The sequence below is a fragment of the Achromobacter dolens genome (assembly GCF_902859745.1).
Lineage (GTDB): Bacteria > Pseudomonadota > Gammaproteobacteria > Burkholderiales > Burkholderiaceae_B > Achromobacter > Achromobacter dolens.
The window spans coordinates 45,136-66,889 of the sequence record NZ_CADIJW010000033.1 but is presented as its reverse complement, the minus strand read 5'-3'; the positions used below and the strand labels follow the sequence as shown (position 1 = coordinate 66,889).

At 69.2% G+C, this 21,754-nt stretch carries 21 protein-coding genes and 1 pseudogene; 16 read left to right on the top strand and 6 right to left on the bottom strand.

Going from position 1 to position 21,754, the window contains the following annotated elements:
* A partial coding sequence (locus tag HV783_RS20405) for an alpha/beta fold hydrolase (protein ID WP_175189778.1) occupies positions 1–427 on the top strand: 427 nt, incomplete at its 5' end.
* A gap of 37 nt (positions 428–464) precedes the next feature.
* Here HV783_RS20405 and bioD read toward each other — a convergent pair.
* The 3 genes and pseudogenes from bioD to bioF form a co-directional block, all read right to left on the bottom strand.
* Positions 465–1,893: pseudogene (bioD, locus tag HV783_RS29670) on the bottom strand (dethiobiotin synthase).
* Complete coding sequence (locus tag HV783_RS20395; RefSeq protein WP_064523523.1) at positions 1,890–2,555, bottom strand: alpha/beta fold hydrolase; 666 nt, start codon at positions 2,553–2,555, stop codon at positions 1,890–1,892. Before HV783_RS20395 ends, bioD begins: the two are co-directional and overlap by 4 nt.
* Complete coding sequence (gene bioF / locus HV783_RS20390; RefSeq protein WP_064523526.1) at positions 2,555–3,739, bottom strand: 8-amino-7-oxononanoate synthase; 1,185 nt, start codon at positions 3,737–3,739, stop codon at positions 2,555–2,557. Before bioF ends, HV783_RS20395 begins: the two co-directional genes overlap by 1 nt.
* A 114-nt stretch (positions 3,740–3,853) precedes the next feature.
* On the opposite strand from bioF, the gene HV783_RS20385 reads away from it, so the two are divergent.
* The 10 genes from HV783_RS20385 to HV783_RS20340 all read left to right on the top strand — a co-directional run bounded on the left by HV783_RS20385 (position 3,854) and on the right by HV783_RS20340 (position 12,081).
* Entirely contained in the window at positions 3,854–5,122 is a 1,269-nt protein-coding gene (locus HV783_RS20385) for an adenosylmethionine--8-amino-7-oxononanoate transaminase (RefSeq protein ID WP_064523530.1), read from the top strand.
* A 184-nt stretch (positions 5,123–5,306) separates the two neighbouring features.
* Positions 5,307–6,281, top strand: coding sequence for a P-type ATPase actuator domain-containing protein (locus HV783_RS20380; RefSeq protein ID WP_049072778.1), 975 nt, complete (start codon positions 5,307–5,309; stop codon positions 6,279–6,281).
* Complete coding sequence (ccoS, locus tag HV783_RS20375) at positions 6,278–6,439, top strand: cbb3-type cytochrome oxidase assembly protein CcoS (protein WP_006390533.1); 162 nt, start codon at positions 6,278–6,280, stop codon at positions 6,437–6,439. Before HV783_RS20380 ends, ccoS begins: the two co-directional genes overlap by 4 nt.
* Positions 6,440–6,648: 209 nt before the next feature.
* Positions 6,649–8,136: a cytochrome-c oxidase, cbb3-type subunit I gene (ccoN, locus tag HV783_RS20370; protein ID WP_049072779.1), complete on the top strand. Its 1,488-nt coding sequence runs from the start codon at positions 6,649–6,651 to the stop codon at positions 8,134–8,136.
* A 10-nt stretch (positions 8,137–8,146) separates the two neighbouring features.
* The gene (gene ccoO / locus HV783_RS20365) at positions 8,147–8,875 is read left to right on the top strand and encodes a cytochrome-c oxidase, cbb3-type subunit II (RefSeq protein ID WP_054503208.1); all 729 of its coding nucleotides are present in this window, start codon (positions 8,147–8,149) and stop codon (positions 8,873–8,875) included.
* The gene (locus HV783_RS20360; RefSeq protein WP_080977556.1) at positions 8,875–9,051 is read left to right on the top strand and encodes a cbb3-type cytochrome oxidase subunit 3; all 177 of its coding nucleotides are present in this window, start codon (positions 8,875–8,877) and stop codon (positions 9,049–9,051) included. Before ccoO ends, HV783_RS20360 begins: the two co-directional genes overlap by 1 nt.
* Positions 9,048–10,001 (top strand): cytochrome-c oxidase, cbb3-type subunit III, encoded by a 954-nt coding sequence (ccoP, locus tag HV783_RS20355; protein WP_054503207.1) that lies wholly within the window; start codon positions 9,048–9,050, stop codon positions 9,999–10,001. Before HV783_RS20360 ends, ccoP begins: the two co-directional genes overlap by 4 nt.
* Before the next feature lie 74 nt (positions 10,002–10,075).
* A complete protein-coding gene (gene ccoG, locus HV783_RS20350) occupies positions 10,076–11,566 on the top strand; it encodes a cytochrome c oxidase accessory protein CcoG (RefSeq protein ID WP_175189777.1) in 1,491 nt (496 codons plus the stop codon).
* Between the two features lie 22 nt (positions 11,567–11,588).
* Complete coding sequence (locus HV783_RS20345) at positions 11,589–11,825, top strand: FixH family protein (protein ID WP_054503205.1); 237 nt, start codon at positions 11,589–11,591, stop codon at positions 11,823–11,825.
* A 19-nt stretch (positions 11,826–11,844) separates the two neighbouring features.
* Positions 11,845–12,081 (top strand): hypothetical protein, encoded by a 237-nt coding sequence (locus HV783_RS20340; protein WP_026383281.1) that lies wholly within the window; start codon positions 11,845–11,847, stop codon positions 12,079–12,081.
* Between the two features lie 431 nt (positions 12,082–12,512).
* Here HV783_RS20340 and HV783_RS20335 read toward each other — a convergent pair whose 3' ends face one another.
* Positions 12,513–13,439 (bottom strand): LysR family transcriptional regulator, encoded by a 927-nt coding sequence (locus HV783_RS20335; protein WP_064527261.1) that lies wholly within the window; start codon positions 13,437–13,439, stop codon positions 12,513–12,515.
* Between the two features lie 120 nt (positions 13,440–13,559).
* On the opposite strand from HV783_RS20335, the gene HV783_RS20330 reads away from it, so the two are divergent.
* Genes HV783_RS20330 through HV783_RS20315 form a run of 4 tightly spaced genes read left to right on the top strand, consistent with a single transcriptional unit; the run spans position 13,560 to position 17,754 of the window.
* Positions 13,560–14,534, top strand: coding sequence for a Bug family tripartite tricarboxylate transporter substrate binding protein (locus tag HV783_RS20330; RefSeq protein WP_175189776.1), 975 nt, complete (start codon positions 13,560–13,562; stop codon positions 14,532–14,534).
* Positions 14,535–14,542: 8 nt separating this feature from the next.
* A complete protein-coding gene (locus tag HV783_RS20325; protein ID WP_116791949.1) occupies positions 14,543–15,583 on the top strand; it encodes a 4-hydroxythreonine-4-phosphate dehydrogenase PdxA in 1,041 nt (346 codons plus the stop codon).
* A 57-nt stretch (positions 15,584–15,640) separates the two neighbouring features.
* On the top strand, positions 15,641–16,813 hold the full coding sequence (locus tag HV783_RS20320; RefSeq protein WP_054503201.1) for an L-rhamnonate dehydratase: 1,173 nt from the start codon (positions 15,641–15,643) through the stop codon (positions 16,811–16,813).
* Between the two features lie 5 nt (positions 16,814–16,818).
* Positions 16,819–17,754: a dihydrodipicolinate synthase family protein gene (locus HV783_RS20315; RefSeq protein ID WP_175189775.1), complete on the top strand. Its 936-nt coding sequence runs from the start codon at positions 16,819–16,821 to the stop codon at positions 17,752–17,754.
* 27 nt (positions 17,755–17,781) lie between these two features.
* Here HV783_RS20315 and HV783_RS20310 read toward each other — a convergent pair whose 3' ends face one another.
* Both HV783_RS20310 and amaB read right to left on the bottom strand, forming a co-directional pair.
* Positions 17,782–19,065: a phospholipase A gene (locus HV783_RS20310; RefSeq protein ID WP_116791951.1), complete on the bottom strand. Its 1,284-nt coding sequence runs from the start codon at positions 19,063–19,065 to the stop codon at positions 17,782–17,784.
* Positions 19,066–19,214: 149 nt separating this feature from the next.
* Positions 19,215–20,717: an L-piperidine-6-carboxylate dehydrogenase gene (amaB, locus tag HV783_RS20305; protein WP_175189774.1), complete on the bottom strand. Its 1,503-nt coding sequence runs from the start codon at positions 20,715–20,717 to the stop codon at positions 19,215–19,217.
* A gap of 127 nt (positions 20,718–20,844) precedes the next feature.
* Between amaB and HV783_RS20300 the strand changes: the two genes are divergently transcribed.
* The gene (locus HV783_RS20300) at positions 20,845–21,600 is read left to right on the top strand and encodes an amino acid ABC transporter ATP-binding protein (RefSeq protein WP_175189773.1); all 756 of its coding nucleotides are present in this window, start codon (positions 20,845–20,847) and stop codon (positions 21,598–21,600) included.
* Positions 21,601–21,754: the final 154 nt, after the last annotated feature.

Sequence of the window (21,754 nt, the reverse complement as noted above, 5' to 3'; positions counted from 1 at the left end):
GCCGTGCGGCGGCGTGGCCATGGCGCCGGCCACGCGCGCGCTGTTCGACGGCGCGGCCGCGGACCTGGCCGCGCGCCGCGCCATCATCGACCGCAGCACCGGCGGGCGCCTGCCGGCGGCATGGGTGGCGTGGAAGGCCGACTATTCCGCCGCGCATTCGTCGGCGGCCGCGTTCGCCGCGTACCTGCCCGCGTGGGTCGGCACCGATTTCAGCGACCGCATCGACGGCCGCCATCCGGTGCTGGCCCTGGTGGGCGAGCACGATCCGGTGTTCACGCCGGCGCTGATGGCCGCGACCTATGCGCGGCGCTATCCGCGCACGACAGTCGAGGTGCTGGCCAATGCCGGGCACTATCCGATGAATGAAACGCCGCTGGCGCTGGCGGCGGCCATCGAGCGCTTCCTGCGGACCTCCGCCGGGGACTGAGCGCGGCGCACGCGGCGCTGCGGTCAGCCCGTTGCCGTCACCCGGCGGCGCGCATCGCCGCCAGGCATTCCGCCAGCGGCGGCACGGCGCGCGCCAGCGCCTCGACGGCGGCCGCGTCGACCCGGTCCTGCGGCGGGATCTCGGCCAGCACGCGCACATTGCCGAAGCGTTCGATCGCCTCGCGGTTGCCGGCCGACAGCGGGCCGCTCATGATCACGCCCAGCACCGGGATGGCGCGGCGGCGCAGCGCCTCCAGGCTGAGCAGGGTGTGGTTGATGGTGCCCAGGCCGCTGCGCGCGGCCAGCACCACCGGCATGCCCAGGCGCGCGATCAGGTCGATCATCATGTGGCTGTCGTCGATCGGCACGTACAGGCCGCCGGCCCCTTCGACAATCAGGGGCGCGGTCGTGGCGGGCGGCACGATGGCGGTGGCGTCGATCACCGCGTCTTCCAGCGGCGCGGCGGCCCACGGCGACAGCGGCGCCTGCAGCACGTAGGCCGGCAGGTGCAGGCGCCCGGGCGGCAGTTGCGCCAGGCGCGCGACAGTCTCGGTGTCACCCGGTTCCTCGGCCACGCCGGTCTGCACCGGCTTCCAGTAGTCGGCCTGCCAGGCGCGCGCCAGGATGGCCGAGACCAGGGTCTTGCCGATGCCGGTGTCGGTGCCGGTGACGAATACGCCGTGGGCGCGGGAGTCAGTCATGTTTCTTCCAGATTCCATAGGCCAGGTGATAGGTCACCGTGGCGCCTTGTTTGTCGAACTGCGCCAGCACCCGCCGCAAGGCGGCCGGGCCCAGCGGCGCCGTGCCGGGCGCGGGCGTGGTGGCGCCGATGCCCTTGAGCGCCTTGAGGAAATGCAGGCCGTCAGGATGATCTTGTATCAGCCGTTCGCTGTGCACGCCACCGGCCAGATCGGCCATGGCCGGACGGATGGCGCCGCTCGGCGGATAGCGTGGCGTGGCGGCGGCCAGGCCGACGGCGTCATGGGCGGCGCGCCATTCCTCGAACGTGCCTTCGGCCAGCGTCGCCACCGCCAGGTGACCGCCGGGCGCGAGCAGGCCGGCGAGGCGGCCCAGGCCGCCGTTCAGGTCGGCGAACCACTGCACCGCCAGGCTGGAGCAGATCAGGTCATACCCGCCCGGCAGGTCCCGGGGGTGCTCGCCGTCCAGCACCTGGTAGCGGGCGGTGCCGGGCAGCGCCGGACCTTGTCGCGCCCGCGCCAGCATGGCGGGCGAGATGTCGGTCACGGTCCAGTCCGCCGGCCCCAGCCGGGCGGCCAGCGCCCGCGTCAGCAGGCCGGTGCCGCAGCCGATCTCCAGGATGCGCGGACGCGGCGGCAGCGGCAGCCGGCCGATCGCGTCGGCCAGCCGCCCGGCGGTGATGCGCTGGGCGGGGGCATGGTCGTCGTAGCGCGCGGCGGCGGCGCCGAAGCGCGCGCCGACCCGGGCATTGCGCAGGTGGGCGCTCATGCGGCGGGCGCCACGCGGGCCAGGAAGGCGCGGATGCGCCGCGCGCACCAGTCGGTGTCGGTCAGCGGCAGCAGGTGGCCGCCGTGCTCGCGCCAATGGATCTCGATGGCGGCGCCGAAGCCCGCCGTCGTCATCGGCGCGGTGGCGATCGGGTCGGCCGCGCCCGCCAGCGCCAGCAGCGGCATCGGCAGCGCCGCCAGCGCGGCGCGCTGGTCGGCGTCGCGCAGGAACCGCAGGTCGCGCGCCAGCGGTTCGACCTGGGGGACGCCGATGGCGCTGGTGTCGCCGCAGCGCTGGCGGAAATCGCGCAGCACGGTTTCCGGCTGCGCCGCCAGGCGGTTCAACATGCGGTCCAGCATGCGCGCCGGCACGCCTTCGGGGAAATCGTCGGCCGCGCCGAAGCGGGCAAAGCCGTTGATCGCCACCAGGCCCAGGCAGCCGGGCGGCGGTTCGCCCAGCAGCCGCAGGGCGCCCAGCGAGTGGCCGATGGCCAGCACCGGGCCGGTGGGCGCGGGCGTATGGGCCGGCCCGAAATAGCCGGCGTCGGCCACGGCCTGCGGCCAGTCGGCCAGCGCGGCGGCCAGCGGGCCCCAGAATGCGGCGTCGAAGGTCCAGCCATGCACGAACAGCAGGGTGGGGCGGACAGGAGCGGTGGCCAGCATCAGGCGAGCGCGGCCGTCAGGCCGTCGATCAGTTGGTCGACATCGGCGTCGCGGTGCGCCGCGCTCAGGGCGATGCGCAGGCGGCTGGTGCCGGCCGGCACGGTGGGCGGGCGGATCGCCACGGCCAGCAGGCCGCGTTGTTCCAGCGCCGCCGCCAGCGCCAGGGCGCGGGCCTCGTCGCCGACGATGGCGGGCACGATCTGCGTGGACGAGTCGCCGCTGTCCACGCCCAGGCCGCGGAGCGCCGCCCGCAGGCGTTCGCCCGAGGCGGCCAGCCGGGCGCGTTCGGCGTCCAGCGTCGGCACCAGGTCGAGCGCGGCGTCCATCGCGCCCAGCACGGCAGGCGGCAGGGCGGTGGTGTAAATGAAACCCGAACAGGCGTTGACCAGGTAGTCGCAGAGCGCGCGCGAGCCGGCCACGTAGGCGCCGAAGCCGCCCAGCGCCTTGCTGAAGGTGCCCATGGCCAGGTCGATGCCGCCCGGCGCCAGCCCGGCCAGCCCCATGCCGCCCGGTCCCAGCACGCCGGTGGCATGGGCTTCGTCCAGGTAGACAAAGGCCTGGTAGCGCTCGGCCAGCGCCGCCAGCCGCGCCACGTCGGTGCGGTCGCCGTCCATGCTGAAGACGCTTTCGGTGACGATGAAGCGCGCGGCGGGCGGCGCTGACGGGTCGGCGCGCGCCGCCAGCAAGGCTTCCAGGTGGTCCAGGTCATTGTGGCGGAAGCGGATCTGCCGCACGCCCGCCGCCTGGCAGCCGTGGTGCAGGCTGGCGTGGTTGAGCTTGTCGGCGTAGACCTGCACCTCGCCCTGGCCGGCGGCCGCGCGCAGCAGCGCGGGCAGCACGGCGGCGTTGGCCTGCCAGCCGGAGGCCAGCAGCAGCGCGGCCTCGGTGCCCTTCAGGCGGGCCAGCTTGGCCTCGACCTGCTCGTGCAGGTCGAGATTGCCGCACACCAGCCGCGAGGCCTGCGCGCCGGCGCCGTGGCGGGCGGCCCATTCGCGCGAGCGCTCGATCAGCAGCGGGTGCTTGGACAGGCCCAGGTAGTCGTTGCTGGAGAAGTTCAGCGCCGGGACGCCGTCCAGCGCGATGCGGCCGGCGGGCGCGGCGGCGGCGGTGCGCAGCCGGCGGCGCACGCGGCGCGATTCGGCTTGCGCCAGTTCGGAAGAAAAGAGGGGATCCAGCTTGGACATGACGATTTCCTGCGGCGGCCGTCGGCGGGGGCGTCCCGCAATCGGGCCGCGGCCGTTAACAGCGCCGTCAGGCCCCCGGCCGTAGAATGCGAGCCATTGTAGTGGAGGTGAAACATGCAGACGCCTGACTGGGTGGCCCGGGGCCAGCCGCATATCTGGCAGCCCTACGCCCAGATGAAGACCGCGACGCCGCCGTTGCCGGTGGTGCGCAGCCACGGCAGCCGCCTGGAGCTGGCCGACGGCCGCCAATTGATCGACGGCGTGGCGTCCTGGTGGACCGCCTGCCACGGCTACAACCACCCGCATATCGCCCAGGCGGTGCGGGCGCAGTTGGACGCCATGCCGCACGTCATGTTCGGCGGCCTGACGCACGAACCCGCGCTGACCCTGGCGCGGCGCCTGGCGGCCCTGCTGGGACCGGGGCTGGACCGCGTGTTCTACACGGACTCCGGCTCGGTGGCGGTGGAGGTCGCGATGAAGATGGCGGTGCAGTTCTGGCTCAACCAGGGCGAGCGCGGCCGCAGCCGCTTCCTGGCCTTCCGCGGCGGCTACCACGGCGACACCTTCGGCACCATGGCGGTGTGCGACCCCGACGAGGGCATGCACAGCCTGTTCCGCGGCATGCTGGCCGAGCACGACATCGTCGACCTGCCGCGCGACGACGCCGCCATGGCCCGGCTCGACGCCTTCCTGGAGACGCGCGGCCCGCAACTGGCCGGCATCCTGGTCGAACCGCTGGTGCAGGGCGCCGGCGGCATGCTGCTGCACGACCCCGAGGTGCTGCGGCGGCTGCGCCGGCTGGCCGACCGCCACGGCCTGCTGCTGATCTTCGACGAGATCTTCACCGGCTTCGGCCGCACCGGCACCCTGTTCGCGTTCGAGCAGGCCGGCATCCGCCCCGACATCATCACGCTGTCCAAGGCGCTGACCGGCGGCACGCTGCCGCTGGCCGCCACGGTGGCCAGCGGCCGGGTGTTCGACGCCTTCTGGTCGGACGATCCCTCGCACGCCCTGATGCACGGTCCCACCTTCATGGGCAACGCCCTGGCCTGCGCCGCCGCCAATGCCTCGCTCGATCTGTTCGAGAGCGAGCCGCGCCTGGCGCAGGCGCGGGCGCTGTCGTCCGCCCTGGCGGCGGGGCTGGCGCCATGCCGCGAGCTGGCCTGGGTGCGCGACGTGCGGGTGCTGGGCGCGATCGGCGTGGTCGAGCTGGACCGCATCGACGACCGCGAGGCCCTGAAGCGCCGCCTGGTCGAGGCCGGCGTCTGGGTGCGGCCGTTCGGCAATGTGGTGTATTTGACGCCGGCGCTGACCATCGCCCCGGACGAGCTGGACACGCTGATGCGGGCGGTGATCGCCGTGCTGCGCGCCCAACGGCCCTGAAGGCGGGCGCCAGCGGGCGGCCCCGCGGGCCAGAGGAGCTTTCGCGGATCCTCTGACAATGCCGCGCCTGCGCTTGTGGGACGGCAATTCTGCAAGGCCGCCGCGCGCCGTGCCCGGGCAAATCGCCCGGCGTGCCTTGATCCAGGTCAAGGCGAGCGCCGGCGGCGCTGGGTAGCATCGGCGCATGCGAGCAAAATCCATCTTCGCCGTCCCGCCATCCCTGTCCGACGCCGAGCGCCAGCAGCGCCGGCATGCGCTGGTGCGCCTGTCGCTGGCGTGGCTGGCGATGATGCAGGTGATGATGTTCGCCTGGCCCGGCTACCTGCGCCACGAGGGCATACCCAAGGACGCCCTGGACACGCTCGACTGGGCCATCGTGCTGATGAACTGGGCCAGCCTGGCCCTGACGGTGCCGGTGGTGCTGTATTCGGCCTGGCCGATCTGGCGCCACGCCGGCGCCAACCTGCGCCAGGGCCGCGCCGGCATGGACGTGCCGGTGGCGCTGGGCATCGTCGCCGCCTTCATTCCCAGCGTGCATGCCACCTACACCGGCCACGGCGAGGTCTATTTCGATTCGGTCACCATGTTCGTGGCCTTCCTGCTGACGGCGCGCTACCTGGAACTGTGCGCGCGCCAGTCGTTCGGCGGCAGCGCCGGCGGCCAGCGCCACGCCCGGGTCGAGGCGCAACGCCAACTGCTGGGCGCCGGCGCCGACCGGCTGGCCTCGCGCTTCGTCATGGCGCAGGTGGCGCTGGCGCTGGGCGCGGCGGCGGTCTGGGCCTGGATCGACCCGGCCCACAGTATCCCGGTGATGGTGGCGCTGCTGGTGATGAGCTGTCCCTGTGCCATGTCGATGGCGGTGCCCACCGCCATGGCGTCGGCCCATGCGGCGCTGGCGGCGCATCCGTCCATGCCCGACGCGGCGCTGGACGCGCTGCTGGCCGAGGCGCAACGCAAGGCGCGCCAGAACCTGCATGGCTCGCTGGCCTGGCACCTGTTGATGACGCCGCTGGCGCTGGTCGGCTGGGTCACGCCCTGGCTGGCGGCCATCACCATGCTGCTGTCGTCGCTGGCGGTGGCCTACAACTCGTGGCGGCTGTCGCGCCGCGACTGGTCCGGCAGCCCGGCGCCCGACGGCGCGCTGGAAGCCGCGCCATGACCATCCTCTACCTGTTGCTGCCCCTGTCGCTGCTGTTCGTGCTGGCGATCGGCGTGTCGCTGTGGTGGGCCGTGTTCAACGGCCAATACGACGACACTGACAACGCCGGCACCGCCATCCTGCGCGACGACGATAGCGGGCCGGCCTCGCGCGGCTAGGATCGCGCGATCCCTCAGGCGTCTCGCGGCGGCCATTCGCTGGCCGCCCGCCCGGCCTTGGCCGGCGTCCGCGCCAGCGACGTTGCCGCCGCGCCGCGGGTTCCCCTGCGCGAGCAATGGGGTTTGACGCACATCAACCCCGGTTTACCCGCGACCCCCCATCATTGAAACCTGGAGCTACTTGTTTCTTTTTGTTTGGGGGAAGGGTGATGAACGATTGCGCCGCAATCGCAAGCAAGGCCGACACCTTCAACTACAGGATCGTGAGGCAGTTCGCGCTCATGACCGTGGTCTGGGGCATCGTCGGCATGGCTGTGGGCGTTTTTCTCGCCGCGCAGCTGATTTGGCCTCAGTTGAATTTCGACACCGCCTGGCTCAGCTACGGCCGCCTGCGTCCGCTGCACACCAACGCCGTGATCTTCGCCTTCGGCGGCAGCGCGCTGTTCGCGACCTCGTACTACGTGGTCCAGCGCACCTGTCAGACCCGCATTTTCTGTGACAAGCTGGCCGCGTTCACGTTCTGGGGCTGGCAGGCGGTCATCGTGGCCGCCGCCATCACCCTGCCGCTGGGCTACACCAGCAGCAAGGAATACGCCGAACTCGAATGGCCCATCGACATCCTGATCACGCTGGTCTGGGTGGCCTATGCCATCGTGTTCTTCGGCACCATCATCAAGCGCCGCTCCAAGCACATCTACGTGGCCAACTGGTTCTTCGGCTCGTACATCCTCACCATCGCCATCCTGCACATCTTCAACAACATCGAGATGCCGGTGACGCTGTGGAAGTCCTACTCGGCCTACGCCGGCGTGCAGGACGCCATGGTGCAGTGGTGGTACGGCCACAACGCGGTCGGCTTCTTCCTGACCACCAGCTTCCTGGGCATGATGTATTACTTCGTGCCCAAGCAGGCCGGCCGTCCGATCTATTCGTACCGCCTGTCCATCGTCCACTTCTGGGCGCTGGCCTTCACCTACATGTGGGCCGGTCCGCACCACCTGCTGTACACCTCGCTGCCCGACTGGACCCAGTCGCTGGGCATGACGTTCTCGCTGATCCTGCTGGCGCCGTCGTGGGGCGGCATGATCAACGGCATCATGACGCTGCAGGGCGCCTGGTACAAGCTGCGCACCGATCCGATCCTGAAGTTCATGGTGACCGCGCTGTCGTTCTACGGCATGGCCACGTTCGAAGGCTCGATGATGTCGATCCGCACCGTGAACGCCCTGTCGCACTACACCGACTGGACCATCGGCCACGTGCACTCCGGCGCGCTGGGCTGGGTCGCGATGATCTCGTTCGGCTCGCTCTACTACCTGATCCCGCGCCTGTATGGCCGCGAGAAGATGTACAGCGTCAAGGCCATCGAGCTGCACTTCTGGATCGCCACCATCGGCGTGGTGCTGTACATCGCCGCGATGTGGATCGCCGGGGTGCAGCAGGGCCTGATGTGGCGCGACACCGCCGCCGACGGCACGCTGGTCTACAGCTTCGTCGAGGAACTCAAGACGCGGGTGCCGTACTACCTGATCCGTCTGCTGGGCGGGGCGCTGTTCCTGTCGGGCGTGCTGGTCATGGCCTGGAACGTGTGGAAGACGGTGCGCGGCGCGCAGGCGGTCAACCCCGCCATCCCGCAGGACGATCCCCACACCACCCGCGCGCCGGCTGTCGCCGCGCCCGCGCCGGCCACCGTTTGACGAGGACATCATGGCCAACAAGCAACAAGGCTTTTTCTCTCACCAGACACTCGAGAAGAACATCGGCTGGATGATCATCGCCAGCATCCTGGTGGTGTCCTTCGCCGGCCTGGTGCAGATCGTGCCCCTGTTCTTCCAGCACAGCACCACGCAGCCGGTGGCGGGGGTCGAACCCTACAGCCCGCTGCGCCTGATGGGGCGCGACGTCTACATCCGCGAAGGCTGTGTCGGCTGCCACTCGCAGCAGGTGCGCCTGCTGGCCGCCGAAGTGCAGCGCTACGGCTCGTACTCGCTGGCCTCGGAGTCGGTGTTCGACCATCCCTTCCTGTGGGGCTCCAAGCGCACCGGCCCGGATCTGGCGCGCGTGGGCGAGCGTTATTCCGACGACTGGCACCGCATCCACCTGCGCAATCCGCGCCAGGTGGTGCCGGAATCCAACATGCCGGCCTATCCGTGGCTGGAAAAGACCGTGATCACCGGCCAGAACGTCGAGCAGCGCATGCGCGCGCTGCGCGCCCTGGGCGTGCCCTACACCGACGAGGAGATCGCCGCGGCGCCCAAGGCCATCGAGGGCAAGACCGAAGAGGACGCGCTGGTGGCCTACCTGCAGGGGCTGGGCGTGGGCGTGCGCAAGGCGCAGCAGGCCAAAAAGGCGGAAGAAGCCAAGAAGGCCGAAGAAGCCCGCAAGGCCGCGCAGCCGGCGCCCGCCGCTGCGCAACCCGCGGCGTCGGGAGGCTGATCATGGCTTTGCTGAGCGCAATCGTCACCGCCATTTCGATGGCAACCTTTTTCGGCATCGTCTGGTGGGCCTGCTCGCGCGGCCGCCAGCATGCCAACAGCGAATCGGCCATGCTGCCGTTCGCGCTGCCCGATGAGTTCGGGCCGGCACAACAAGATGGAGCGGATCGGTCATGAGCGATTTCGTCAATGGCTTCTGGGGGTATTTCATCTCGATCGTCGCCGTGGGCGGCGTGGTGTGGTGTGTGTGGCTGCTGTACACGCAGCGCCGCTGGCTCAAAACCAAGCCGGCCAACGGCCAGGTCGAGGACACGGGCCACGTCTGGGACGGCGACCTCACCGAACTGAACAACCCGGTGCCCGGCTGGTGGACCTGGATGTACCTGCTGGCCTGCGCCTTCGCGCTGGGCTACCTGTTCTTCATGCCGGGCCTGGGTTCGTACAAGGGCCAATTGGGTTACAGCAGCGCCAACGAGGTGGCGCAGCAACAGGCCAAAATGGCCGAGGCCGTGCGCCCGATCTACGCGCGTTTCGAGACCATGACGGTGCCGCAGATCGCCGCGGATCCGGGCGCCCGTGAAATCGGCCAGCGCCTGTTCCTGAACACCTGCTCGCAGTGCCATGGTTCGGACGCCAAGGGCGGCCCCAGCTTCCCCAACCTGACCGACAGCGACTGGCTGCACGGCGGCTCGCCCGAGGCCATCATGCAGACCATCACCCATGGCCGCATCGGCGTGATGCCGCCCTGGAAAGCCGCCATCGACCCCAAGACCGCCGGCGACATCGCGCAGTACGTGCGTTCGCTGTCGGGCCTGACGGCCGACCCGGTCCGGGTGTTCCGCGGCAAGCGCGAGTTCGCCAATTTCTGCGTGGCCTGTCACGGTGTCGACGGCAAGGGCAACCAGGCGCTGGGCGCGCCCAACCTTACCGATGACGTCTGGCTCTATGGCAGTTCGGAAGCCACCATCGTCAAGACCATCCTGGATGGGCGCGAAAACCGCATGCCGGCGCACGGCGACATCCTGACCCCGGAACAGATCAAGATCCTGACGGCATGGGTCTGGGGCCTGTCGAACAAGCCGGACGCGCAACCGCAACCGGCCTCGGCCGCCGCCTCGGCCAACTAGGCATCGCCACATAGGTGGGGGCGCGCCGCGACGGCAGCCCCCATATCGCATGGACTTACCGCACGGAGCAGCACATGGATGATGGGTCAACCGCAAGCGTCAGCAGTCCGCCTGGCGGCGACCCGCCGCCCTGGCGGCCGCACGTGCGGCCGCCGCGTCCTGGCCAGGAAACGCTGGAGCAGACCCTGGCCGACGTGCGCGGCAAGATCTATCCGCGCTCGGTCAGCGGCATTTTCGCGCGCTGGCGCATCGCCTTCGTCTTCCTTACCCAACTGATCTTCTACGGCCTGCCGTGGCTGCAATGGAACGGCCGCCAGGCGGTGCTGTTCGACCTGGGCGCGCGCAAGTTCTACCTGTTCGGCCTGGTGCTGTGGCCGCAGGACGTGGTCTACCTGGCGGTGCTGCTGGTGATCTCGGCGCTGGCGCTGTTCCTGTTCACCGCGGTGGCGGGGCGGCTGTTCTGCGGCTACGCCTGTCCGCAGACGGTCTACACCGAGATCTTCATGTGGATCGAGCGCAAGGTCGAAGGCGACCGCGTCGCCCGCATCCGGCTCGATGAATCGCCCTGGACCTGGCGCAAGGCGCGCCTGAAGGTCACCAAGCACTTCCTGTGGATCGCGCTGGCCTGGTGGACGGGCTCCACCTTCATCGGCTACTTCGCGCCGATCCGCGAGCTGGGCCACGAGCTGTTCACGCTGCAGCTTGGGCCGTGGCAGTGGTTCTGGATGGTGTTCTACGGCTTCGCCACCTGGGGCAATGCCGGCTTCATGCGCGAGTCGGTGTGCAAGTACATGTGTCCGTACGCGCGCTTCCAGAGCGTGATGGTCGATCCCGATACCTTCGTCGTGACCTACGACAAGCGCCGCGGCGATCCGCGCGGCGGCCGTTCGCGCAAGGTCGACCACAAGGCCGCGGGGCTGGGCGACTGCGTCGATTGCAGCCTGTGCGTGCAGGTCTGTCCGACCGGCATCGACATCCGCGAGGGCCTGCAATACATGTGCATTGGCTGCGGCGCCTGTATCGATGCCTGCGAGCAGGTGATGGACAAGATGCAGTATCCGTCCGGGCTGATCCGCTACACGTCCGAGCGCGCCATGCTGGACGGACTGTCGACACAAAGCGCGCGCTCGCACCTGTTGCGGCCGCGGGTGCTGATCTACGGCTCGCTGATCCTGGTGCTGGCGGTGGCGTTCGTGACCTCGCTGGCGATGCGCAACCCGCTGCGGGTGGACGTGATCCGCGATCGCGGCGCGCTGGGTCGAGAGGTGGCGGGCGGCATGATCGAGAACGTGTACCGGCTGCAGATCATCAATACCTCGGATTCGCCGCTGCGGCTGCGGCTGTCGGCCGACGGCATGCCTGGGCTGGCGGTGCGCGCCGGGCAAAGCGAGTCGGACGTGGTGGACGTGGAGCCGGCGGCCAACAAGCTGGTGCCGATGGTGATCCGCGCCCCGGCCGGCGCCGAGCCGGGCGCGCACCCGATCACGCTGCGGGCCCGCGCCCACGATCAGGATAACCGGCCGGTCGAGACCGATGAAGCCGCGAGTTTTTATGTCCCCGAGTGATTCCGAATAAAGGATGCCGACGATGAATACTGCCCATGTAGCCGCGCCGATGCCGGTGAAACCCTGGTACCGCGAATTCTGGCCCTGGTTCCTGATGGCGGGGCCGTTCCTGGCGGTGATCGGTTGCGCCATCACGATCTACCTGGCCTATACGCAGTTCGCCAATCAGCCGATCCAGGAAGGCGTGGTCAAGCGCGGCCTGGTGATCGAGCCGGCGGACACGGTGCCGACGCCGCCGCCCGCGATCGGCGTTCGTTGACGATTCCCGGAGGCGCGGCATGGGGTTGAGATCGCTGATGTGGATACTGTGGCCGTCGTTCCTGGCGGCGGCCGTGGGCAGCGCGATTGTCTTTGCGCTGATCGATCCGTTGGACGTGGCGGTGTTCGGGTATGTGCCGACGGGGCGGGTGGGGTTTTATACGGTGTCGTTCTTTTTGCTTTGGGGGATGGCGGGGGCGTCGAGTGCGTTGACGGCTTATTTGATGCCTAAGGTGGAGGAGGATCCGGATCTTTAGGTGGGTTTTTTTTGGGTGCTTCATGGGTGCTTCGTGGGGGCGTTGTTGGGGATTCGCTTCGTAGGTCGCCCCTCGCGGCGGGCGAGTCGGTGGCGGGCGCCCACGATTGCGGTCCGGAGCGTTCGCTCCGGACTGCCCCGTTGTCATCCTCGTCCTCGCCTTCGGCGACTCCTTCGGATTCCCTCGGGCGCATCGAGGTTGCCCGCCACCGACTCGCCCGCCGCGAGGGGCTGCGAGCGTCTTGGAGTGTCGCGTTGTCAGATCGGCGGGGGCATGGAGAGGTTTGCGGGGCCCGCCCCAGGTCGGCCGCGCGGGCGGCCTTTTGGGGCTTACGCGGGGTCTTGCGTCGGGGCGGTGTTGGGGGGGCGGCTGGTGGGGGGCGCGCGCCCTGCGCCGGGGCTGGTGGTATTTGCCCTGGGTGTCTTGTGCGTTTATTCCGTGTCGTGCAGCAGGTCCACGAAGTGTCGGGCGGGCGCGCTTAGCGGGCGGTCCTTGGGGATGATGCTGCCGAAGGCGGTCAGGGTGTGCTGGAGTTGGTAGGGGATGATCGCGAGCAGGCCGTGGCGGGCGTAGCGGCTGGCGACGGAGTCGGGGATGACGCCGAGCATGTCGGACTTCATGGCCAGGTTGGTGGTGGTTAGGATCGAGGCCGATTCGATCAGGCCCTTGGGCAGGGCGGTGTCGTGGGCGCGGAATTCCTGTTCCAGGACGTCGCGCATGGGGCTGCCGTGGGGTTGCAGGATCCAGGGGTAGGCCTGCAGCGCGTCGAAGCTGATGCGCTTGCGGCGGGTCAGGGGGTGGTCGACGGCGGCGATGACGGAGAGGGCCTCGTCGCCGATGGGGCGGAAGACGTAATGGCGTTCGGACAGGGTCAGCATGCGGCCGATGACGACGTCGAGTTTGCCCTCGTTCAGCCGTTCGATCAGCAGGTCGCTGGTGCCGGTGGAGATCTCCACGGCCAGTAGCGGATAGGTCTGTTTCAGGCGCAGCAGGGCGTCGGTCAGGTGGCCCGGCGAGGCGGCCATGATGCTGCCGATGAAAAGTTTGCCGGCGCTGCCCAGGCGCAATTCCTCCAGCTCGCGCGCCAGCGACGAGACCGTGCCGCGCATGCCGCGGAAATACCCCATCACGCATTCCCCGGCGGCGGTCAGCGCCAGGCCGCGGCCGACCCGTTCGAACAGCGGCTGGCCGATGGCCAGTTCCAGTTCGTGCAGCATCTTGCTGGCGGCGGACTGGGTCATGTTGAGCTGGGCGGCGGCGGCGCGCAGGGTGCCGCGTTCCTCGATGGCCAGCAGCAGCACGATCTGCCGCATGCGCAGGCGCGACAGCAGCGCGGGGACGTTCGGGACGCGTTCCATGATTGATCGCCTGTAGTGAACGGTTGGTGCAAAAGTTTCATTTTACGGAAACAGCGGTTGTTTCTAAGATGCAGGCATAACAAAGCCCGCTACGGGCCATAAGCCCCCAAGGAGACAACCATGAAGACTCGGCTTTATGCCGCATTGGCGGCGGGCGTGCTGTGCCTGTCCGCCGCCGCACCCGCCCCGGCGCAGGGCGCCGACTGGCCGACCCGGCCGTTGCGCCTGCTGGTGGGCTCGGCCCCCGGCGGCGGCACCGACGCGATGGCGCGCGCCGTGGCCGACAAGCTTGGGCCGATGCTCAAGCAGACCGTGGTGGTGGAGAACAAGCCGGGCGCGTCCAACACGCTGGCGGCGGACCTGGCGGCCAAGTCGGGCGACGGCCACACCATGGTGATGGGCGTGTCCACCGCGCATGCGATCGCGCCGCACCTGCTCAAGCTGGGCTACGACAACGACCGCGACCTGACGCCGGTGGTGTTCGTGGGCGCGGTGCCGAACATCCTGGTGGTCAACAACCAGTTGCCGGCGCAATCGGTGCAGGAGCTGATCGCGCTGCTCAAGCGCAAGCCGGGCGAATACAACTTCGCCAGCAGCGGCTCGGGCAGCACCCAGCACATCGCCGCCGAGCTGTTCAAGGACGCCACTGGCGTGCAGATGACGCACATTCCCTATCGCGGCAGCGGCCCGGCCATGGTCGACCTGATGGGCGGCCAGGTGCAGATCGCCTTCGAGACCGCGTCCTCCGTCATCCCGCACGTCAAGAGCGGCAAGGTGCGCGCGCTGGCGGTGCTGAGCGCCAGGCGCAACCCGCAGTTGCCCGATGTGCCGACCATGGCCGAGGCCGGCGTCAGCGGCGTCGAGATGAGCGCCTGGTACGGCATCTACATGCCCAGCGGCACGCCGGCGGCGGTGCAGCAGCGCGTGCATGACTCGGTCAATGCGGTATTGGCCATGCCCGAGACCCAGACGCGCCTGCAGGCGATCGGCGCCGACATCAATCCGATGAGCCAGGCGCAATTCGCGCAGTTTCACCAGGCCGAGAACCAGCGCTACGCCGGCATCATCAAGAAGAACCATATCTCCGTGGAATGAAGCACAGCATGAGCAACGACCGCAACGCCGCCAAACCCGTCATCGCCCTCACGCTGGGCGATCCCGCCGGCATCGGCCCCGAACTGATCGCGCGCCTGTTGGCGCGGCCCGAGGCGGCGCAACTGGCCAACATCGTGCTGGTGGGCGATGAATGGTTGTGGCGCGAAGGCCAGCGGGTGGCCGGGGTGCAGGTGGCCACGCAGGCCGTGGCCGGCTTCGACGCCGTGCGGACGCGGCCGGATACCGGCGTGCCGGCGTGGCTGGCGATGGACACCGTGCGGCGCGAGGACGTCAACCTGGGCCAGGCGCAGGCGCCCGGCGGCGCCTCGGTGCTGCGGGTGCTGGACGCCTGCATGGACGCGGCGCTGGCCGGCCACATCGACGCCATCTGCTTCGCGCCGCTGAACAAGCACGCGATGAAGCAGGGCGGGCTGCGCCACGATGACGAGTTGCACCACTTCGCGCAGTACCTGGGCGTGACGGGCTACTTCTGCGAGTTCAACACGCTGGGCGAGCTGTGGACCTCGCGCGTGTCCTCGCACATTCCGCTCAAGGACGCCGCCGCCGCGCTCAGCATCGACGGCATCAAGGCCGCCACGCGGCTGATCTACCAGTCCTTGCAGGCCAACGGCGTGGCCGCGCCGCGTGTGGCGGTGGCGGCGTTCAATCCGCATGGCGGCGATGGCGGCACCTGCGGCCGCGAAGAGGTCGACATCATCGCCCCGGCCGTGCGCCAACTGAACCAGGAAGGGCTGCCGGTGCAGGGCCCGTTCCCGGCCGACACCATCTTCCTGAAGGCGCAGGCGGGCGAGTTCCAGGCCATCGTCACCATGTACCACGACCAGGGCCAGATCGCGATCAAGCTGCTGGGCTTCTCGCGCGGCGTGACGGTGCAGGGCGGCCTGCCGATCCCGATCACCACGCCGGCCCACGGCACCGCCTACGACATCGCCGGCCAGGGACGCGCCAGCGTCGACGCCACCTGGCAGGCTTTCCGCATCGCCTGCCGCATGGGCCTGTCGCACCGCGCCGCGCGCGCGGCGGCCTGAGGCGGCCTTTCCTTCCGATTCATCGCATCGTTCGATCCATTTTTTGCAGGAATCCCCATGAAGATCAAATCCGTCCGCGCGCGCGTCTTTGAATGGACCGGCAAGACCGTGCCGCCGCAAGGCAACTTCTGCTCCAACGCCATGGACCTGCTGTATTCGCCGCAGGAAACCATGAGCACCTTCCGCTTCCACGGCTGGACCGTGGTCGAGGTCGAGACCGACGACGGCATCGTCGGGCTGGGCAACGTGGCGCTGGCGCCGCGGGTGGCCAAGGCCATCATCGACCAGTACCTGGCGCCGCTGGTGATCGGCCAGGACCCGTGGGACTACGAATACCTGTGGCAGCGCATGTACCGCGCCACCCATGCCTGGGGCCGCAAGGGCGTGACCATGGCGGCGATCTCGGGCGTGGACCTGGCGATCTGGGACATCCTGGGCAAGTCGGTCGGCAAGCCGGTCTTCAAGCTGCTGGGCGGGCGCACCAAGGAGAAGATTCCGGTCTATTACTCCAAGCTCTACCGCACTGATCTCAAGGCCATGCAGGAAGAGGCCCAGACCTACCTGGACCAGGGCTTCACCGCCTTCAAGATGCGCTTCGGCTACGGCCCGGCGCACCTGCAGCGCGGCGTGTCGGAGAACCTGAAGTCGGTCGAGGCGGTGCGCGAGGTGATCGGCTACGACACCGACCTGATGCTCGAATGCTACATGGGCTGGAACCTGGAATACGCCAAGCGCATGCTGCCCAAGCTGGAGAAGTTCGAGCCGCGCTGGCTGGAGGAACCGGTCATCGCCGACGACATCGACGGCTATGCCGAACTGAACCAGCTCACCTCGATCCCGATCTCGGGCGGCGAGCACGAGTTCTCGCTGTATGGCTTCAAGCAACTGCTGGACCGCAAGGCGGTGTCGGTGGTGCAGTACGACACCAACCGCGTCGGCGGCATCACCGCCGCCCACAAGATCAATGCCCTGTGCGAAGCCTACAGCGTGCCGGTCATCCCGCACGCCGGCCAGATGCACAACTACCATCTGACCATGAGCACGCTGGCCTCGCCCATGAGCGAGTATTTCCCGATGTTCGACGTGGAAGTGGGCAACGAACTCTTCTACTACATCTTCGACGGCGAGCCGGTGGCCAGGGAAGGCTTCATCGACCTGGACGACAACCAGCCGGGCCTGGGCCTGAGCCTGAAGACCGAATACCTGAAAGACTTCAACATCATCGAGTGAGCGCCATGACCACGACGACTGTGCCGGCGCCGCGCTATCGCGGCATCTTTCCGGTGGTGCCCACCATCTTCACCGAAGCGGGCGAGCTGGACCTGGCGGGCCAGAAGCGCGCCGTCGATTTCATGATCGACAGCGGCGTGGACGGCCTGTGCATCCTGGCCAACTTCTCCGAGCAGTTCTCGCTGTCGGACGACGAGCGCGAGATCCTCACGCGCACGCTGCTGGAACACGTGGCGGGCCGGGTGCCGGTGATCGTCACCACCACGCACTACGGCACCCGGGTGTGCGCGGCGCGCAGCCGCCGGGCGCAGGAGCAGGGCGCGGCCATGGTGATGATCATGCCGCCGTACCACGGGGCCACCATCCGCGTTGCCGAGGAGCAGGTGGTCGGGTTCTTCCAGCAGGTGTCGGACGCCATCGACATCCCCATCATGATCCAGGACGCGCCGGTCGCCGGCACGCCGCTGCCCGCTGCGCTGCTGGCGCGCATGGCGCGCGAGATCGCGCAGGTGTCGTACTTCAAGATCGAGACCGCCGGCGCGGCCAGCAAGCTGCGCGACCTGATCGCGCTGGGCGGCGCGGCGGTGGAAGGGCCGTGGGATGGCGAAGAGGCCATCACGCTGCTGCCGGACCTGGACGCCGGCGCCACCGGCTCCATGACGGGCGGCGGCTTCGCCGACGGCATCCGGCCGATCATCGAGGCGCATCGCGCAGGCCGCGCCGACGACGCCTACCGCCTGTATGAGCGCTGGTTGCCGCTCATCAACTACGAGAACCGCCAGGGCGGCATCCTGACCGCCAAGGCGCTGATGAAGGCCGGCGGCGTGATCGCCTGCGACGCGCCGCGCCATCCGTTCCCGGCCATGCGGCCGGAAGTGCGGCAGGGCCTGCTGGAGGTGGCGCGGCGGCTGGATCCGCTGGTGCTGCGCTGGGGGCGCTAGGACGCCAGACCGACGGCGGCCTGTGCGTCAAGGCACCAGCGACAAGCCGATGCGGAACTGCGATTCGTTGCGCTGGTTGTAGCCCAGCAGCGTTTCGCCGTAGCCGTTGAAGTACTGCAGGTGCAGGTAGCCGTTCATGTTCAGCCAGGTGCGCTGCAGCGGCCAGGCGAAGTCGAGCTGCGTGGTGCGGCGGCGCTGGTCGCCCTGGCGGTACATGGCCGAGACCACCGCGCCGTTGTCCTGCGCCCAGCGCAGGTTCCAGTCCACGCGGCCGGCATAGTCGGCGTAGTCGGAGTTCTCGCTGGCCACGCCGAAGTAGGCCTTGACCTTGGGCGCGAAGGTCAGCGTGCTGCCGCCGTCGAAGCGGTAGTTGAACTGCGGCTGGATGTAGGCGTCGTTGACCGAGCGCGAGTCGTCGCCGGCCTTGCCGTTGGAGTTGTGCTCGACGCCGGTGTTCATGCCCAGTCGCCAGCTCTGGTTTGCCGACTGCCACATGTTGTCGGACAGCCAGAACAGGCTGGGGTTGAAGGTGGTGTCGATGAAGGGCATGGAATCGCCCTGCAGGTCCCACAGCGAGGTCTGGGTGTAGCCCAGGTAGAAATTCTCGCCCCAGGTCGCCGGGCGGTTGCCGGACGGGCTGAACAGGCGGTACTTGGCGCTGATCTGAAAGCGCGCGGTGGTCTGGCCGCGGGTGCCGATGTCGAAGTACACCGGCTTGTATTCCGAGATCGCGCTGCGGAAATGATCGAAGGCCGATTGCTGGTAGGACGAGACGGCCACGGCGTCCGGCGCCGGTCCGCCCTCGGGCGACGCGCCGGCCGCCGTGACCACGGCCGGCGGCACGGGCTGCCCGGTGCGCGGATCGACCACGGGGCCTTGCGCGGGCGTGCTGGCCAGTGTGCCGCTGTCGCGGCCGGTGGCGTCCAGCGCCATCATCGCCGGCTGGCCTTCGATGGCGATCGCCTGCAAGCCGCGCGCCGTGGCGGGCACGACGGCCGTCCACGCCATCCGCGCGAAATTGTTGACCGGCACGCTGTAATTGGCCTTGTCGCCCTGCAGCTTGGCCAGGCTGCGCACGATCTGGCCGTCCTGGCCGCGCCATTGCAGCACCAGCTCTGGCGGGGCCTCCCAGGTGGCGCGGGCATTGCCTTCGTTGAAATACACCGCTTCGATGGTCACGGTGTCGCCGGGGGCGGCCGAAGGACGGTCGAGCCGGTAGGACACGCCGGCGGCGGCGGTGCCGGCCAGGCCCAGCGCCAGGGCGGCGGTCAGGGTGCGCAGGGGAAGGGCGATGCGTCGGGACGAAGTCATGGGAGGCGGGTGGAATCTGTGACGATGCAATGTAGCATCGGCCCGGCCTACATTTTGTAAGCCAGGCTAATCGGATGTAGGACTTGCAACATGGGCGAGGCCCGCGCATCGCCGGCGACGCGCGGGCCTCATGTCACCCGCCTTGCGGCCTATTCGCCGAACTTGATGCCCTGCGCCAGCGGCAGGTTGCGCGAGTAGTTGATGGTGTTGGTGGCGCGGCGCATGTAGTTGCGCCAGGCGTCCGAGCCCGACTCGCGGCCGCCGCCGGTTTCCTTTTCCCCGCCGAAGGCGCCGCCGATCTCGGCGCCCGAGGTGCCGATGTTGACGTTGGCGATGCCGCAGTCGGACCCCGCGGCCGACAGGAAGGTCTCGGCCTCGCGCAGGTCGTTGGTGAAGATGGCCGACGACAGGCCCTGCGGCACGCCGTTCTGCAGCGCCAGCGCCTGGTTGAAATCGCTGTAGCGCATCACGTACAGGATCGGCGCGAAGGTCTCGTGGCAGACCACGTCGGTCTGGCCGGGCATCTCGGCGATGGCGGGGCGCACGTACCAGGCGTCCGGGTACTGGTCGGCCAGCACGCGTTCGCCACCCGTGACCTTGCCGCCCTGTTCGCCGGCGGCCTTGAGCGCGGCCTGCATGGCGTCGAACGAGGCGCGGTCGATCAGCGGGCCGACCAGGTTCTTGCCGTCCAGCGGGTTGCCGATGGGCGCGCTGGCATAGGCCTTGTGCAGGCGCTGCAGCAGGTCGTCGGCCACGCTTTCGTGCACGATCAGGCGGCGCGTGGTGGTGCAGCGCTGGCCGGCGGTGCCGATGGCGCCGAAGACGATGCCGCGCGCGGCCATGTCCAGGTCGGCGGTGGGGCCGACGATGATGGCGTTGTTGCCGCCCAGTTCCAGCAGCACGCGGCCGAAGCGTTGCGCCACGCGCGGGCCCACCTGGCGGCCCATGCGGGTCGAGCCGGTGGCCGACACCAGCGCCACGGTGTGCGAATCCACCAGCGCCTCGCCGATGTCGCGGCCGCCGATCAGCACTTCCGACAGGCCGGCCGGCGCGTCGCCGAAGCGCTGCAGCGCCTGCGCGAACAGCGCCTGGCAGGCCAGGGCTGTCAGCGGCGTCTTTTCCGACGGCTTCCAGACCACCGCGTTGCCGCACACCAGCGCCAGCGCGGCGTTCCACGACCACACCGCCACCGGGAAGTTGAAGGCGCTGATGACGCCCACCACGCCCAGCGGATGCCAGGTTTCCATCATGCGGTGGCCGGGGCGCTCGGAGGCGATGGTCAGGCCGTACAACTGGCGCGACAGGCCCACGGCGAAGTCGCAGATGTCGATCATTTCCTGGACCTCGCCTTCGCCCTCGGCCAGGATCTTGCCGGCTTCCAGGCTGACCAGGCGGCCCAGTTCGCGCTTGTGCTGGCGCAGCACTTCGCCGAACAGGCGCAGCAGCTCGCCGCGGCGCGGCGCGGGCACGTCGCGCCAGGCCACGCTGGCCTGGCGGGCGCGGGTGATGGCCGCGTGGGCCTGCGCCACCGTGTGCTCGTGGACCTGGGCCAGCTCGGCGCCGTCGATCGGGCTGCGGGCGACGAGCGTGCCGCCGGTCAGGGTCGCGGGGTTGAGGCCGAGTGCGCGCAGGATGTCTTGGGGCGTGTCCATACCGGTTCCTTGGAGATGCCGGCGAAGGGGCGAGCCTTCGCTTAAGGGTTATGCCTAAGTGGCGATTCTGGAAATAAATTTACTATACGAAACTCCAGCGCGAAATGCGAAACCTTTTTTGAAGGCAATGCGCGTGTCAGAACCCCTGCTGCTAGTCGAGTCGGTCACCAAGACCTACCAGCGCGAAGGCCAGCCCGATCATCTGGCGCTGGCGGGCATCGACTGCCGCCTGGAGCGTGGCGAGGTGCTGGTGGTGGTGGGGCCGTCGGGCTCGGGCAAGAGCACCTTCCTGCGCACCCTCAACGGGCTGGAGCGCATCGACAGCGGCACTATCCGCGTCGATGGCGTCTCGCTGACCGACCCGGCCACCGACGTCAACCGCTGGCGCACCGAGGTCGGCATGGTGTTCCAGCACTTCAACCTGTTCCAGCATCGCACCGCGCTCGACAATGTGGCCCTGCCGCAACGCGTAGTGCGCGGCCGCGACCGCGCCCAGGCCGAGCGCTACGCCCTGGAACTGCTGGACCGGGTCGGCATGGCCGACTTCGGCCCGCGCTATCCCACCCAGTTGTCCGGCGGCCAGCAGCAGCGCGTGGCGATCGCCCGCGCCCTGGCGATGGACCCGAAACTGATGCTGTTCGACGAGGCCACCTCGGCGCTCGACCCGGAAACCGTTGGCGGCATCCTGGAATTGATGCGCGCGCTGGCGCGCGACGGCATGACCATGGCGGTGGTGACGCACGAGATGGGCTTTGCCCGCGACGTGGGCGACCGCGCCCTGTTCATGGACGCCGGCCGCGTCGTCGAGTCCGGCACGCCGGCTGAAGTCTTCGGCCAGCCGAAAGAGGCGCGCACCCGGGCTTTCCTGGAAAAGATCCTGTAGCGGGCCGTCGGCGCCGGCCCGCATGGCCGTTCGTATTTGCGCATCACGCAGTCTTCGCTTCACGCAGCACGCCGCATCCGCATCACGCAGCAATCGCAGTACGCAGCAAGCAGGGCCGGCCCGGCCTGACCGGGCGCCGCCGGCACCAGGTGTA

Bases quoted from the DNA above. Each gene is read 5' to 3' on its own strand.
- HV783_RS20325 (WP_116791949.1), top strand. From the start codon at position 14,543: ATGAGCAACGACCGCAACGCCGCCAAACCCGTCATCGCCCTCACGCTG.
- ccoG (WP_175189777.1), top strand. From the start codon at position 10,076: ATGGATGATGGGTCAACCGCAAGCGTCAGCAGTCCGCCTGGCGGCGAC.
- HV783_RS20320 (WP_054503201.1), top strand. From the start codon at position 15,641: ATGAAGATCAAATCCGTCCGCGCGCGCGTCTTTGAATGGACCGGCAAG.
- HV783_RS20385 (WP_064523530.1), top strand. From the start codon at position 3,854: ATGCAGACGCCTGACTGGGTGGCCCGGGGCCAGCCGCATATCTGGCAG.
- ccoO (WP_054503208.1), top strand. From the start codon at position 8,147: ATGGCCAACAAGCAACAAGGCTTTTTCTCTCACCAGACACTCGAGAAG.
- amaB (WP_175189774.1), bottom strand. From the start codon at position 20,717: ATGGACACGCCCCAAGACATCCTGCGCGCACTCGGCCTCAACCCCGCG.
- HV783_RS20300 (WP_175189773.1), top strand. From the start codon at position 20,845: ATGCGCGTGTCAGAACCCCTGCTGCTAGTCGAGTCGGTCACCAAGACC.
- bioF (WP_064523526.1), bottom strand. From the start codon at position 3,739: ATGTCCAAGCTGGATCCCCTCTTTTCTTCCGAACTGGCGCAAGCCGAA.
- HV783_RS20380 (WP_049072778.1), top strand. From the start codon at position 5,307: ATGCGAGCAAAATCCATCTTCGCCGTCCCGCCATCCCTGTCCGACGCC.
- HV783_RS20315 (WP_175189775.1), top strand. From the start codon at position 16,819: ATGACCACGACGACTGTGCCGGCGCCGCGCTATCGCGGCATCTTTCCG.
- HV783_RS20345 (WP_054503205.1), top strand. From the start codon at position 11,589: ATGAATACTGCCCATGTAGCCGCGCCGATGCCGGTGAAACCCTGGTAC.
- ccoS (WP_006390533.1), top strand. From the start codon at position 6,278: ATGACCATCCTCTACCTGTTGCTGCCCCTGTCGCTGCTGTTCGTGCTG.
- HV783_RS20340 (WP_026383281.1), top strand. From the start codon at position 11,845: ATGGGGTTGAGATCGCTGATGTGGATACTGTGGCCGTCGTTCCTGGCG.
- HV783_RS20310 (WP_116791951.1), bottom strand. From the start codon at position 19,065: ATGACTTCGTCCCGACGCATCGCCCTTCCCCTGCGCACCCTGACCGCC.
- HV783_RS20335 (WP_064527261.1), bottom strand. From the start codon at position 13,439: ATGGAACGCGTCCCGAACGTCCCCGCGCTGCTGTCGCGCCTGCGCATG.
- HV783_RS20395 (WP_064523523.1), bottom strand. From the start codon at position 2,555: ATGCTGGCCACCGCTCCTGTCCGCCCCACCCTGCTGTTCGTGCATGGC.
- ccoN (WP_049072779.1), top strand. From the start codon at position 6,649: ATGAACGATTGCGCCGCAATCGCAAGCAAGGCCGACACCTTCAACTAC.
- ccoP (WP_054503207.1), top strand. From the start codon at position 9,048: ATGAGCGATTTCGTCAATGGCTTCTGGGGGTATTTCATCTCGATCGTC.
- HV783_RS20330 (WP_175189776.1), top strand. From the start codon at position 13,560: ATGAAGACTCGGCTTTATGCCGCATTGGCGGCGGGCGTGCTGTGCCTG.